Genomic DNA, 13,925 nt, shown 5'->3' with positions numbered 1-13,925 from the left:
CACCACGGACAGTGGCACCTGATTTGCGGATCCGCTCACCGAGGGGTGAGGAGCCGACGGCCCCAGGGCGAGAGCAGACCCGTGTCGGGCTCCCGGTCGGCCGGCTCGTCGAGGAAGGCCGCCGCATAGGCGCGGCCCAGTGACTCGGTGATGCCGCGCCGGTCCTGGGGCGGGAGCGCGGCGGCGGTTTCGCCGAGCACGGGCGCGGCGGCCGCGAGCGCGTGGAACTCGTGGTGGAGCCGGATCCGGGTCAACTGGCGTGCCAGCTCCTCCGGTTCGGCGTCGGGCGGCACCGCCAGACCGGGGGCGCCGGCCGATGGGGGTGCGGCCGCGGACCTGACCACGACCCAGGCCAGGTAGGGGTCGCGGTCCTGTCCGGGCAGGGCCCGTCCCGGGCCGGGAGCGGCCAACGCCGCGAGGGCGCTGAGAAGTTGGCGCTCCGTACCGGGGCGGCCGGGCGCGGCCGGGCTGTCACCGCCGTGGTCGGGGACCGTGGTCACCACGGCCGCGCCGGGGCCGGCGGTGGGCAGCGGCTCGATCCGGACGCCGTCCCGCGCGGTGCCGTCAGCGACCGGGACCGGTCCGCCGGGTCCGCACCAGTGCAGGGTTCCGTCCCAGACGCCGAGGGCGGTCCGCACCGCACCGGGGGCGTCGTGCCGGATCCGGAGCCCGACGGCGCGGAGCAGGACCGAGCCGTCCTCGGCGACGGGGACGGAGCAGACGACCGGCTCGCCGCGGTGGTGGGGGGCGACGGCGGGCAGCAGCAGGAGTCCCAGTGAGTGCGCCGCGGGGTCCTCGGGGCGTGGAGCGGAGAGCGGCAGTTCCCGCTCGGTGGCGTCCAGCCAGGCGTGCACGGCCGGGTCGTTGAGGAGCCGGACCAGGTCGGGCCGGGCCAGTCGCGGCAGCGAGGCGCGGAGCACCTCGTAGACGCGGCGGGCGTCGGCGTCGGCTGTCTCCTCCCGGCGGGCGTCGCAACGTCCCAGCAGGCGGCGCAGGTTGGTCTCGGCGCGGACGGCTGCCGCCGCGGCGAGCAGTTCGGGTCCCACGGGGCCGCCGGGCTCGAAGGACGCCTCGGGGGCCAGGTCGGGCAGTGCCGGCTGCCGTTCGGCATTCGACGTCGGGAGCGGGCGAGCGCGGAGGACTTTGGGAACCAGTCGGCTGCCCTCCCGGTCGAAGACCCGGGCGGCGATCTCCGGGCGCAGGCGCTCCGGAACGTCCTGTGCCACGAGCCGGGACAGCAGCCGCCGGCGTTCCGCCGCGGTCCCGGGCCCGACCGGCAGCGAGGCCGACCAGGCCGGGTCGCGTCGCAGCGCCTCGGTGATCTGCTGCTGCAGCGCGTGGACCGGGGAGGCCACGTTGACGACGAGGCTGACGCTGGTGCTGTCGCCGTCGGACAGGCCCCAGTGGACCCAGGTGCTCGGGATGTAGAGGGCGTCGCCGGGGCCGACCTGGAACCTGCGGGCACCGGCCGGTGCGACGGCGGCCCGCCCGAGGCNGACGCGACCCCCGAGGCCGGGGTCGCCGAGCAGGCGCCGGCGCCGGTCCTCGGCCGGGATCGACTCCGGCGGGCTCAGAAACCACTCCTTGGTGCCCTCGAACTGCAGCGTGAAGTTGTCGCTGCCGTCATAGTGGCTGCCGATCGTGGACGGGCCGCGGGTCACGAAGACGTCGCACCAGATGTCGTGCCATTCGAAGTGGGTGCGAGCGCGTTCCACCAATCGCTCGAAGCCGTGAAATCCCGTGGTGAGCCCTTCCAGGAACCAGACGGTCGAGCCGTCGCTCTGGTGCGGTGTTCCCTCCTCGATCCTGGCGAGGATTTCTTCGCGCTCCGGCGGGACGTCGAGGAAGGCCTTCGCGCCTCCGGGCAGGAAGACCGGCTCCCGGCGCCAACGGCAGGAGAAGAAGTCGTGGGGAAGGTCGAATTCAGGCACGGCTTTGCCTTCCGTTTGCGGTATGCGGGCGGAGAGGACGTCGGAGCGGTGCGGCGCTCAGGCCACGGCCGCGGTCTGCCGGACCGCGTCCACCGCTGCGAGCAGGTGCAGCACGCGGAACCGGGGACGGTCTCCCGCGGGGCCGGCGGGGCGCACCAGGCCGCGCTCCACGAGGGCCCGCACCGCCTGGAGGCACGCGCCGGCGTCCAGGCCGGTGAGTCCGGGGACCTCGGCGGCGCTCCAGTCGTGTGCGCAGTCGGACAGCCGGGCCAGCACGGTGGCCGACACCGGGTCGAGCCGGCCGCGTTCGGCTCGCAGGGCGTCCCTCAGCCGGGTGCCGCCGGAGCCCAGGACGTCGAAGGGGCGCTCGGTGACCTCGGTGAGCACGTCCTCGGGCTCCAGCAGGGCGAACAGCTGAGCCGCCTCGGAGAGGGCCGTCGGGAGTCCGTCCAGGCGGCGGCAGACCTCCGCGACCACCGCCGAGCGGCGGGGATCGAGCACGAAGTCCGGTCGCTGCTGGCGGATCTGACGGACCATGAACTCGAACGCCGGCGATTCCCCGGCCGCACCGGCCGCCCCGGCTGCCACGGGCACGGCGAGCGGCCACAGCCGCAGCACGCGCTCGCCGAGCACGCCGGGGGCCTCCCGGCCGGTGCAGAGCACCCGCAGCTCGGGGTGCGCCAGGAGCTCCCTGGCCCGGTCCAGGCGCAGGTCGTCCGGGCCGACCTGGTCGAGGACGAGCAGGGACGGCCCGCTGCCGCCGGTCACGGCGTCCTTGCCGTCGTGCTGCCAGTGGACGGAGAACCCGCGACGCTGCAGGCGCGCGGCGACGTCGAGGGCGAGGCGGGTGCGCCCGCTGCCGGGGAGCCCGAGCACCGCGGCGAACCGGTCGTTGCCCTCCCACAGCAGCTCGGTGAGCAGGTCGGACTCGGCCTGGCGCCCGATCAGCCGGTCGACCGGCTCGGGCGGCCGTGCGCTCGGCCGCCCGGTGGACGCCGGGCCGAGGAGACCGGCCCGGTCGGCCGCGGAGAGTCTGAGCGCCTCCGCGAGCAGTTGGAGCGTCTCGGTGCGGGGACGGCCGCAGCTGCCCTTCTCCAGGTTCCGGATGGTCCGCACGCTGACCGTCGAGAGGTCGGCCAGTTGCCGCTGGGTCACCCCGCGGCGGAGCCGATGGGCACGGAGCAGGCTTCCCGTTCCGCCGATGGACACGGGGGACCCGCTCAGATCTGCTGGGCGGTGGGGCGGACGACGTCCCAGCCCGGGTCCTGCGGTTGCGCCTGCACGACGGCGGTGGGGTCGGTCGACCTGGTGGAGGCGCTGACGGCCGTCGCGGCGGCCGGAAGGAGCAGCAGCGCCGTCAGGACGAGGGGCGCGGTCTGCCGGAAACGGAATCCTCGGTACACATCTCCCCCAGCTTGTCTCGGTCCGCTCGGATTGCGATCGGACTCTTTGAGTTCGCTGGCGACGACCCTGCCCGATTGGGGTTCCGGCGGATACAGTCTGCCTACTGCATGTTCAGGCGGGTGGAATTCGGCAGGTGCGTCCATGGACTGGAATTCGGACAACTCTCCCCTTTTCCGGCTCGACGACGCGGCGCTGGACGCATTTGCCAGAATCGCTGCGGACCCCCGGGAAAGCGGAATCCCGGATTCGATAGTGGTCGAGCTCAGGGCGCTCGGACTGGTGCGGGGGCCGGACGCGCAGGGGCTGCTGCACGCGGTGGACCCGGCCGTGGTGGCCCGACGCCACACCGCCCGCTGGCGGGCCCAGGCGGCCACGCTCGAGTGGCAGGCCAGCAATCTGGAGGAGCAACTGGCGCCGCTGGAGGCGCGCTTCCGCGGCGGTTCGGCGCAACAGCACTCCGGTTCGGCGGAGTTGGAGCTGCTCGAAGGACACGAGGCCATCAACGCGTTCGTCCAGGACGCCATGGCGACCGCCACGGTGGAGGTGGCCACGGTGCAGCCCGGCGGCGCCCGCGCCGCGCGCACCCTGGACGCGGTGCTGCCGCACTCGCTCGGCACCCTGGCCCGCGGCGTGGGCATGCGGACGCTGTACCAGAGCACGGCCAGGTTCAGTGAGGCGACCCGGCGCTATGTGCGGGCGGTGACCTCGGCGGGCGCCGAGGTCCGCACCGTGGACGGCTACTTCGAGCGGCAGCTGATCTTCGACCGGTCCACCGTCATCGTCCCGGGCGACCGGGCACGCAGTACCGCGCTGGTGATCCGCCGGCCGGAGCTCTGCCGCTTCCTGGTCGACGCCTTCGAACGCCTCTGGGACCAGGCCGCCCCCTTCGAGCTGCAGGATCCGGCCCGCACCGCGGCCGCCGTCGTGCCCGGGGTGCGGGAGCAGATCAAGTCACTGCTGCTGGCCGGGCTGACGGGCGAGGCCATCGCGCGCCGGGTGGGCCTGAAGCCGCGGGCCTACCAGGACCACATCACCGCGATCAAGAAGGAGTTCAACGCGCGCACCCTGGTCCAGCTCGGCTATGCACTCGCGCAGGAGCGGAGCGGCGGGGACCAGGGCGGTCGCTGACGCGGCGTCAGACCGCGGCGGCGCGGGACCTCCGCCCGGCACACGCCGCGTCCAGGGTCCGCAGCAGCAGTTCGGCGGCCACCGGACCGGAGAGGGGGTTGCCGTCGGGCAGCAGCTCGACCAGATCCAGGCCCACGACCTCGCGCCGCCGGCACAGCTCCTCCAGCAGCGCCACCGTGTCGGCCAGGGTGAGACCGCCCGGCAGCGGCGTGCCGGTGCTGGGAAGCTCCTTCGGGTCCAGGACGTCCAGGTCGACGGTCACGTAGCAGGGGACCTCCGGCGGGAGGACGGCGAGGACGTCCTCGGCCCGGCCGACTGCCGAACTGCCCGCCCACCGGACCAGTTTGGGGTCGCCCTGGGGCGCGGCGGCCACCAGCTGGCGCATGCCGATCTGGACCACGCGCACCACCCGCTGGTCCCCGACGATCCAGTCCATGAAGTTGCCGTGATGGCAGTCGGCCCGCCACTCCCCCTGGCGCGGACGGCCGTAGTCCAGGTGGGCGTCCAGATGGACCACCGCGATGCCGGGTCGGGCACCGAGGACCCCTCGCACGGCCGGAAGCGTGCTGGAGTGGTCACCGCCGAGCAGCACGGGCAGCCTGCCGGCGCTCACCACCGCGCCGGTCAGCCGCTCCAGGGCCGTGAAAGTGTCGCCGTTGCGGGTGTGCACGTCGGCCTCGATGTCGCCGACGTCCGCGATGCCGACCCCGGCCAGGATCTGGCGGTCCCGCACGGGGTCGTACATGCCGGGCAGTCCGGGCAGCCCGGCGGCCCGGAACAGAGCGCGGCTGGAGGCGCGCAGGTGGTGGGGCCCGAAGCGGGATCCGGGCCGTCCCGTCGCGCCGACGTCGTAGGGCATGCCCACCGCGACGACGGCGCATTCGGGATCGGCCAGCGCCTCGGGCAGCGTGCGTCGCGGCGCGCCCAGCAGCCCTGGCCCGCCGCCGGCGGACCGGTCCGCCTTCGGCTCGCCGGGCCGCACCTCGCGCAGCATCCCGGCCTCGCACAGCCGTTCCTGCAGCGCGGACGATCCCGCCACGCTCCCCGGCCGCGCCCGCAAGGTCTCCACCAACCGGACGGCTTCCGGTCCCAGCAGCACCTGGCCGCCGGTGGCGCAGTTCCAGTACAGGGTGCGGTCGCCCTGCCTGCCGACCGGCAGCAGCGCCGGGTCGGGGCCGAGTACTCGGTCGCCGTGCGGCATGTCGGGCCCTCCCTCAGTCCACGTCGGCGGCGACGGTCACCGGACCGGGGCGGACGGGGTCCGCCGCCACCGGTTCGCGTTTCTCCCTGGGCAGGGCGGCGGCCGCGAAGACCGCGGCCAGCAGGATGCACAGCCCGGACGCGGAGAAGATCGTGTCGATCAGCCCCACGTGCAGTCCGCCGGCCGTGGCGTGGAAGGTGCGCAGGCCGCTGCTGGCCAGCCAGCCCGCCACCACCACGGAGAGCATCGACGCGGCCTGGTTGACCGGGTTGAAGACGGCCATCATCCGGCCGAGGTACTCCTGCGGGGTCGCCTCCAGCAGCAGCGGCGTCATCGCGGTGTTGAGCATCGCCACCGGCACGGAGAAGCCGGCCAGCAGGGCCAGCCCGCCCGGGAAGGTCGTCTGGCGGGCGTAGCCCAGCACCAGCAGGCCCGTGACCGCCAGTGCGAGCCAGGTGGTGCGGCGTGCGCCGAGCAGCCGGACGACCCGGCCCGCGAGCAGCGCTCCGGCCACCGCGCCGACTCCGAAGGCCGTGGACATGAAGCCGAACAACGACGCCCGGGTGTGCAGGTTGCCGGTGACGAAGAAGACGTTGAGCGCGTTGACCGCACCGGTGCCGCACTGGGCGATCACCGCGACGCACAGCAGCACCACCAGGAAGCGGCTGCCAACGAAGAACCGCAGGCCCGCCGCGAACTCCCGGCGGAGCGAAGGCCGTTCGGACGGTGCGACGGCGGGCTCCTCGGGGATCGGAATGCCGCGGATCGCGACCCAGGAGCAAAGGTACGACAGCGCGTTGAGCAGCAGGGCCCATTGGATCCCCACGGTGAACAGCAGCGGCGCGGACAACGGGGGACCCACGATCGATGCGGTCGCGAGGGTCGCCTGGCCGATGCCGGCCGCCCGCGCCCGGTCCTGCTCCGAGTCCACGACGCGGCCCAGGACCGCGAAGCGGGCGGGGGCGAAGAACTGGCCGGCCGCGTTGACCCCGAATACCACGAGGTAGATGACGGCCAGCCAGACCCCGGTGGGCAGCGCCGACACGGGCAGGAACGACAGGGCGGTGAGCGCGCCCACGAGCAGCGCCCGCAGCAGGTCGGTGCCGAGCATGGTGCGCTTGCGCGACCAGCGGTCGACGAACACGCCGGCGACCGGTCCGACCAGCATCACCGCGGCTCCGACCACGAAGGTCGCGCCGCTGACCGCCGCCGGCGCCCAGGAGCGCCCGCGTCCCAGCTCGGTGGCGATCCACAGCACCAGCGTGGTGTCGAAGACGTAGTCCCCGACCGTCGACACCGCCTGGCCCGCCCACAGCCGCGCGTACGAGCGGTTGATCAGCAGCCGCTCCACCCGTCCGCCCCCTGCCTGCGCCATGCTCACGGCCTCCTGGACCGCGTCGCGGCGACCTCGCCGAGGCCGCCTGCCAGTTGAAGCACCTGACCCATGATCCGGAACTCCTCCGGGCTCAGGTGCGGCAGGCCGGCCGAGATCGCGTCCAGCCCGGAGGGGCCGGACCCGGCGGTCTGCTGCTCGCGGCGCACCCGCTGCAGCAGCTCCAGGCTCAACGCCGCCTGGCCCGCGAGCAGGCCGAGCAGGTGGAGGGTGGCCAGCTCGTCCGTCCCGGGATCCCGGTCCAGCACTTCCAGCACCCCGATGCACTCGCCGCGCCGGAACAGCGGCGCCGCGGCGACCGTCCCGGGGACGTACCCGGTGGAGCTGGCGGCGTCCCGGGAGAACTGGGCGGAGGTGTCCAGGTCGTCCGCCAGCATCGGCTGGCCGCAGGACGCGACCCACCCGGCGATCCCGGTCCCGGCCGGGAAGCGGGTCCCGACCAGGTGCTCCTCGCCCTGGCCGGACACGGCCTCGAAGACGAGCTCGCCCGTGTCCTCGTCGATCAGGAACACGGAAGCGGCCTGGGACCGGAAGGCGGCCTGGGCCACCTCCACCACGCACTGGAGCAGCTGCCTGCCAGTGATCTCGCAGTCACCGTCCCACAGGGACATCTCCGCTCTCCTCTCCGCTCGGAGCAGTCGGTGAACTCTGGTGCCCGTCCAGGACGTTCCGTGACGTCAGGTACAGGACGGACTTGATCTGAAACGGCGTCAGCCAGCGGTGCTTGCTGAGGATCCGCGCGCACATCCCGGTGACGTGCGGCGCGGCGAAGCTGTTGCCGGTGCTGACCTTCTCCCCGCCCGAGATCCACGGCACGGTCACCTTGACCCCGCGGGCGTAGAAGTCCACCGGCGGCGCCGAGTTGTAGTAGTGCAGCAGCGAGTCGGGCTCGTTGTGGCTGGCCACCGAGATGACCGAGGAGAAGGTCCACGGGTAGCTGAGCACCGGCATGTTGTGGGCCGAGACCACCAGGACGCAGCGCCGGAAGTAGGCGCGGTCGGCAAGGGCGCGCAGTTGCGCCTCAAGGCCCGGAGAGGTCGTCGACAGGCTCAGGTTGACCACGTCGAAGCCCTGCTCGATGGCCCACTCCAGACCGGCGATCAGTGCCTTGCCCGTGCCGTACTTCCCCCGCGTGAGCACCCGCACGGAGGACAGCGAGACCCGTGGGGCCAGCGAGCGGATGATGCCCGCGCAGGCGGTGCCGTGGCCCGCCAGGTCGCCGGCCGGGCCCTCGACGACCGAGACCTCCTCGTCGTCCCCGACGACCACCGAGGCCTCGCGGTCCAGCCCCCCGACACCGGGATGCTCCGCGTCCACACCCGTGTCGACCACGCAGACGCGGACGCCCGCTCCGTCCGCCCCGCCCCAGGCCCACTCCGGGGTGATCCCGGTGAACGGCGTGATGTCGAAGCGCTCGAGCTCCATGGTGGAGGTCGGCGCCCCCCAGGCGGGGATGCCGGGGAACTTCTTCTGCTGCGGGCGCAGCCAGGGCGGCGCGACCGTCATGAACGGTTCTCCTCTTCCTTCGCGGCTCCGCCGGTGCGTTCCGGCGCGGTGCCGAGGCGGCGGGCGGACCAGTCGCCGACCCGGCGGGCGGACGGCAGGGCACCCTTGGCCGTGTAGCGGTCGGCGGCGGTGCGGGCGTGGCGGCCGGCGGCCTCCGGTGCACCCGCGTCGAGCAGGACGGATGCGAGCGCCTCGTGGACGGTGCCGAGGAAGTAGAGGTCCTCCAGACGCGCCGTCACCTCTTCCGCGTCCGCGCACAACTCCTCGGCCTGCGACGGCAGTTGCCGCTCGACGGCGGCCCGCGCCCGGATCGCGGTGACGAGCAGCCGGGTGCGCGGATCGGCGATGGCCGCCAGTTCGGACCGGTCCAGCTCCGCGAAGCGGGCCGGAACGGGCTCCCCGAGCGCCACGGTCTCCGCCGTCGCGTACGCGTCCAGGAGCAGGGAGCCCTGCTCCTGGCCCGCCTGGGCCAGCACCGCACGGGCGCGCTCGTAGAAGTCCCGGGCCGTGCCGTGGTCACCGGCGGCGCCGGCGATCACACCGCCGATGTGACAGATACCCACCTCGGCGCTGTGGAGCCGGAGTTGGCGTGCCGACTCGGCCGCCTCCCGGTGCGCGGCCCACGCCTCCTCGGTGCGCCCGGCCAGGGCCAGCAGCCCTGCCTCGGCGGCACGGACGGGCACCAGGGACACCCGGCTGTCGGCGAAGTCGACGGCCAGGGTGCGGCATCGGTCCAGGCCCTCGGCGACCGGCATCGGACCCCACAGCGCCAGCTCCGCCGCGGCACGTCGGACGCGGTGCAGCTCGTAGCTGTCCGGGAGGGCGAGGGCGTACTCCTCCGCCCGGCGCAGGCTCCGCTCGGCGGCACTGATCCGCTCGCGCATCAGCGACCGCTCCGCCTCGAGCTGGTGGAACCGGCAGCGGACCAGATCCCCGGCGCCGAGCGCGTCGAGGGCGGCGTCGGTCTCCGCCGCCGCCTCCGAGCGGTCGCCGAACCTCAGGTCCAGCAGCCTGCGCTGCATGCGGACCGCGAACTCGCGTTCCGCCTGCTGCTCGGCCGGGCCGCCCGGGTCCGCGGCCACCGCGGCGGTCGCCCGGTCGCGGTTGCGCAGCGCAAGCCAGGCGTCCGAGAGGCGCAGCGCCAGCTCCAGGTGGCCGGGCAGCCGCGGCGGCAGCACCTGGTGCGCCCGCTCCAGCAGGGACACGGCCGCGGGCAGGTCCTTGCGGTCGGTCGCCAGCAGCGCCTGGGTCCGCAGGGCGGCGGCGGCCCGCTCGGCGATGCGCTCGGTGTCCGGGCTGTGCGGGTGCAGCTCACGACTCAGCCGCCAGGCCGCCTCCAGGTGGTAGGCGCTCTGGTCGGCCCGCGTCTCCTGGTCGGCCAGGGCCAGGTGCCAGCGGAGCCGGTTGCGCTTGGCCGTCAACTCGTAGGCGGTGTCGCGGACCAGTGCCTGCGCGAAGCGGTAGGGCTCGGCCAGGCCGCGGCCGTGCACCAGCCGCCCCCGCCGCAACTGGTCCAGCAGCCGCACCGGGTCCTGGTCGGCGGGCGCGCCGTCCTGCCGCAGCAGGGTCCCGACCTCGACGGCCGTGAACTCGCGGCCCGCCACCGCCGCCATCTCCAGTACCTGCCGTTCGGGGGCCGCCAGCCGGTCCAGCCGCGCTGCGAGCAGCGCCTGCACTCCGGCGGGGGTCGGGTTCTCGGGGTCCTCGCCGACCACGTCGAGCATCAACTCGGCGAACAGCGGATTGCCCTCGCACGCCTCGGCGATCCGGGCCAGCACGGGATCGCACTCCTGCGCCGCGACCTCCATCGGCGCGGCCGCCGAGGCCAGTCCGGTGACCAGCCGCAGGGTCTCCGACTCGGTGAGCGGCAGCAGTTCCAAGGTGATCGAGCTGGACCGGCCGCCGCCCCAGGAGGGGCGCGCCTCGAGCAGTTCCGGCCGGGCCACGCACAGGTGCATCACCGGCAGGTCCGCCAGTTCGTCCGCCAGGTGGTCGATCACGTCCAGCAGGGTCTGCTCGGCCCAGTGCAGGTCCTCCCACACGACCACCAGCGGCTTGCGGTCCACCAGCACCGTGAAGAAGTGCTCCAGCGCCCAGGAGATGTCCTGCACCTCGGGGCCGTGCACGGCCTCCCCGCCGCCCAGGACGCCGCGCAGATGGGCCACCGCCTGTGCGGTGGCCGGGTCGCCGGCCCCGCGCAGCTGGAAGCCGGCCCAGGCCCCGGCCGAGGACTCCAGCAGCTCGACGACCGGCCGGTAGGTGACGCCCTTGCCGTAGGAGTGGGCGTGGCCCCGCAGCACGAGCGGGCCGTCCGGGCCCAGCTCGTCCAGGAACTCCGCGACCAGCCGGCTCTTGCCGATGCCGGGCGGCCCGAGCACGGTGACCAGGCAGCCGCGGTCCCGCCCCAGGGTGCGCCGGTAGGTGTGGTGCAGCTGCGTCAGCTCGGCCTCCCGGCCGACCAGCGGGACCGTGCGCACCGAGGTGTCGTCCGGGGCCCCGGGCAGCACCCGCCAGGCCCGGACCGGGGCCTCCTTGCCCTTCACCCGAAGCGGCTCCAGCTCCTCCAACCTCAGCCGGGAGCGCACCAGTTGGGCCACCGGCTCGCCGAGCAGCAGCTCCCCCGGCCCGGCTGCGGTCTGCAGCCGGCTGGCGGTGTTCACCGTGTCCCCGACGACCCGGAAGTCCCCCGTGGTGTCGTAGGACGCGGACACCGGGCCCGCGTGCACCCCGATCCTGATCCGCAGCCGGATGCCGTAGTCCTCCGCCAACTCGCGGTTCAGCGACTCCAGTTCGCTGATGATCTCCAGCGCGGTGCGGACCGCGCGCAGGGCGTCGTCCTCACGGGAGACGGGAATGCCGAAGACGGCCATGATGGCGTCGCCGATGAACTTCTCGGTCACGCCGCCGAAGTTCCACACCAGTTGGGAGCAGAGCCGGAAGTAGCGGTCCATGACCGCCCGCAGCACCTCGGGGTCCATTCCCTCGCTGACCGCGGTGAACCCGGCCAGGTCGGCGAAGAGCACCACCACGTTCCGGCGCAGCTCCGCACCGCCGCCAAGGGTCGCGAGCGCCGCACCGCACATGGCGCAGAAGCGGCTGCCGGCCGGGGCCGTCGTCCCGCAGGTCCCGCAGCGGTGGTTCTCCTGCTCAGCCCCGGGCATGGACGACCGCCTGTCCGGGGCTCAGCACCAGGTCCAGGCCGCGCAGCGCCTTCTCCAGGTCGATCCCCTCGATCTTCGGCACCGCGGCGACCCCGCCGCCCGCCAGGACGATCGCCGCGCTGCGCCCCGGAACCGAACGCCCCGGCGCGTCCAGCCACGCCCGTACCGCCCGGTGCCGCACACCGGCGTCGGTGGCCGCCAACCGGGCGTGCTCGGCCTCCAGTTCGGACACGGTCGCGAAGGCGTCGAGGCTCTGGAAGCCCACCGGCACCACCCGTTCGACCGCGAGCCGGTGGCGGGCCGGCTCCGCCGCCCGGTCCGGCAGCAGCCCCCGCCCGTTGGCGGCGAAGTAGAGCAGGGTGTGGCTGCTGTCGATGCCTCCCACGAACGGCCTTCCCCCCAGCCCCCGGCGGATCTGCGCCTTGAGCGCCTGCGGGACCGGCCGGCGTGCCTCTCCGTGCGTGGTCACCCCGCTGTCGAGGTCCCGCCAGGAGAGCTGACGCGCGATGTCGTGCTCGCGGGGCAGCGGCAGCACCTCGATGCCGAACCGCTCCGGCCGGCGGGCCACGATGGACCCCGGTGTGAGCGAGAAGCCGCCGACTCCGGCGAGCGACCACAGCTCCCGGTGCCGGGCCAGGAAGGCGTAGGTCTCCTCGGCCTCCTCCGCGGTCTCGCCCGGGAAGCCGGTGAAGCCCATCATCTGGGCGCCGATCCCGGCGGCCGCCAACTCCCGCAGGATCTCCGGGACCTGCTCGATCCGCACGCCCTTGTCGATCAGGTCGAGGATGCGCTGACTCGCCGACTCGTAGCCGAACGCGATGGCCACGCAGCCCGCGTCGCGCAGCCGGGCCGCCGTTCCCCGGGCCGGGAAGGTGCGTTCCAGACGCAGCTCGGCACTCCAGCGCAGGCCCAGCCCGGCTCCGGTCAGCCCGTCGCACAGCTCCCGGAGGAATCTCGGCGACATCGCGTCCACGGAGAAGTACAGCGTGCGGGCGAAGGAGGCGATGCCGGCCAGGTCCTCCAGCACCCGGGCCACCGGCCGCTCCCGCGAAGGGGAGGTCGGCCGGTCGGTGTTGAGGCCGTAGTCGCAGAACGTGCACTTGTTCCAGTAGCAGCCGCGGGTCGGGCTGTACAGCACGACGGGCTCCGGCGACCAGTACGCCTCCCAGTCCCAGACGTCGTACTTGGGCGCGGGCAGCGCGCCGACGTGCTCGTAGTTGATCCGCATGGCCCGCCGGTCGGCGCCGCGGTGCAGCACGCCCGGCAGTCCGGCGAATCCGCCGCCGTCGCGGACCGCGCACAGGATGTCGACCAGCGGCGTCTCGCCCTCGCCGGGCACGATCAGGTCGGCGTGCGGGAACATCCGCCACACGTCCGCGTCGTCCCGCGCGTACTTGACGTCGTCGCAGACCTCGGTACCGCCGAAGACGACGACCGCGTCCGGGACCTGCTCGCGGATCTCCCGGGCCATGCGCAGCGCGAAGGGAAGCTGGGCCGCGTAGTTGACGGACAGTCCGACCAGGCGCCACGGCCGGCTGCGCAGGACGTCGCGGAAGGGGCCGCGGATGTAGTCCAGAAAGGCGCCGTTGACCGCGTCCAGGACCTCGGGGTCGGCGAGGTCGCCGTGGCTCTGGTAGTTGACGGCCCCCGCGGTCCGCAGCGTCAGGCCGCTGAAGACGCCCGGCAGCGAGCGCAGCGACAGCAACTGGAACCAGCGGTGGATGGCCAGCGTGGCCTGCCGGTAGGTCGGGTAGTGGTGGAAGTCCTGGGGGTCCCGCAGCACGGCGACGGCACGGGTCACGAAGTCCGGCTCCAGCCCTTCGGCGGCGAGCGCGGCCTGGTAGTGGATCTCCTGCCCCCGGGTCAGGCCGGGCAGCCGTTCGGCGGCGGCGCGGAACTCCCGTGCCTCCGCGAGCAGTTCCGAGACCTGCTCCGGGGCCGCCAGGTGGTTCAACGCGTCCAGGTTCGCGTCCAGGCAGCGGTGCCCTGTGAAGCCGTACGCCTCACAGTTGGCCACGAGGTACGAGATCGAGTGGTACGGATAGGTGGGATCGGTGAGCGGTGGATTGATCAGCAGGTAGGGAAGGTCGGCATTGTCCGGTGCCGATTTCTGCCGCGCCGCCGACAACTGGACCACGCTGGTCATCCTGCGCCTCCGGGCGAACGAGCGGGAACGGACGGACCGGGTGGGGCGCCGCCGT

Annotated in this window: 10 protein-coding genes; 1 reads left to right on the top strand and 9 read right to left on the bottom strand. The window is 73.9% G+C overall.

Annotated features, from left to right (window positions below; genetic code table 11):
- Window positions 1-35: 35 nt before the first annotated feature.
- The 3 genes from ACFP3V_RS29710 to ACFP3V_RS29700 all read right to left on the bottom strand — a co-directional run bounded on the left by ACFP3V_RS29710 (window position 36) and on the right by ACFP3V_RS29700 (window position 3,334).
- Window positions 36-1,661: a JmjC domain-containing protein gene (locus ACFP3V_RS29710; protein ID WP_465270116.1), complete on the bottom strand. Its 1,626-nt coding sequence runs from the start codon at window positions 1,659-1,661 to the stop codon at window positions 36-38.
- A 327-nt stretch (window positions 1,662-1,988) separates the two neighbouring features.
- Entirely contained in the window at window positions 1,989-3,140 is a 1,152-nt protein-coding gene (locus ACFP3V_RS29705; protein WP_380590194.1) for a helix-turn-helix domain-containing protein, read from the bottom strand.
- An 11-nt stretch (window positions 3,141-3,151) separates the two neighbouring features.
- Window positions 3,152-3,334, bottom strand: a complete 183-nt coding sequence (locus ACFP3V_RS29700; RefSeq protein WP_380590191.1) for a hypothetical protein — start codon at window positions 3,332-3,334, stop codon at window positions 3,152-3,154.
- A gap of 253 nt (window positions 3,335-3,587) precedes the next feature.
- Between ACFP3V_RS29700 and ACFP3V_RS29695 the strand changes: the two genes are divergently transcribed.
- A complete protein-coding gene (locus tag ACFP3V_RS29695) occupies window positions 3,588-4,463 on the top strand; it encodes a LuxR family transcriptional regulator (RefSeq protein WP_380590188.1) in 876 nt (291 codons plus the stop codon).
- Between the two features lie 7 nt (window positions 4,464-4,470).
- On the opposite strand, the gene ACFP3V_RS29690 is transcribed toward ACFP3V_RS29695, so the two are convergent.
- Genes ACFP3V_RS29690 through ACFP3V_RS29665 form a run of 6 tightly spaced genes read right to left on the bottom strand, consistent with a single transcriptional unit; the run spans window position 4,471 to window position 13,870 of the window.
- Window positions 4,471-5,664, bottom strand: coding sequence for an arginase family protein (locus ACFP3V_RS29690; RefSeq protein WP_380590185.1), 1,194 nt, complete (start codon window positions 5,662-5,664; stop codon window positions 4,471-4,473).
- Window positions 5,665-5,677: 13 nt separating this feature from the next.
- On the bottom strand, window positions 5,678-7,039 hold the full coding sequence (locus ACFP3V_RS29685) for an MFS transporter (protein WP_380590182.1): 1,362 nt from the start codon (window positions 7,037-7,039) through the stop codon (window positions 5,678-5,680).
- A 2-nt stretch (window positions 7,040-7,041) separates the two neighbouring features.
- Complete coding sequence (locus ACFP3V_RS29680) at window positions 7,042-7,668, bottom strand: GAF domain-containing protein (protein WP_380590179.1); 627 nt, start codon at window positions 7,666-7,668, stop codon at window positions 7,042-7,044.
- A complete protein-coding gene (locus tag ACFP3V_RS29675; protein WP_380590176.1) occupies window positions 7,649-8,563 on the bottom strand; it encodes a S8 family serine peptidase in 915 nt (304 codons plus the stop codon). The genes ACFP3V_RS29680 and ACFP3V_RS29675 overlap by 20 nt, the downstream gene beginning before the upstream one ends.
- Window positions 8,560-11,724, bottom strand: a complete 3,165-nt coding sequence (locus ACFP3V_RS29670; RefSeq protein WP_380590173.1) for an AAA family ATPase — start codon at window positions 11,722-11,724, stop codon at window positions 8,560-8,562. The genes ACFP3V_RS29675 and ACFP3V_RS29670 overlap by 4 nt, the downstream gene beginning before the upstream one ends.
- Window positions 11,711-13,870: a B12-binding domain-containing radical SAM protein gene (locus ACFP3V_RS29665; RefSeq protein WP_380590170.1), complete on the bottom strand. Its 2,160-nt coding sequence runs from the start codon at window positions 13,868-13,870 to the stop codon at window positions 11,711-11,713. The genes ACFP3V_RS29670 and ACFP3V_RS29665 overlap by 14 nt, the downstream gene beginning before the upstream one ends.
- Between the last annotated feature and the right edge of the window lie 55 nt (window positions 13,871-13,925).

This window comes from Streptacidiphilus monticola (genome assembly GCF_042658505.1).
Classification (GTDB): domain Bacteria; phylum Actinomycetota; class Actinomycetes; order Streptomycetales; family Streptomycetaceae; genus Streptacidiphilus; species Streptacidiphilus monticola.
This window is presented reverse-complemented; position numbering and strand designations above follow the sequence as displayed.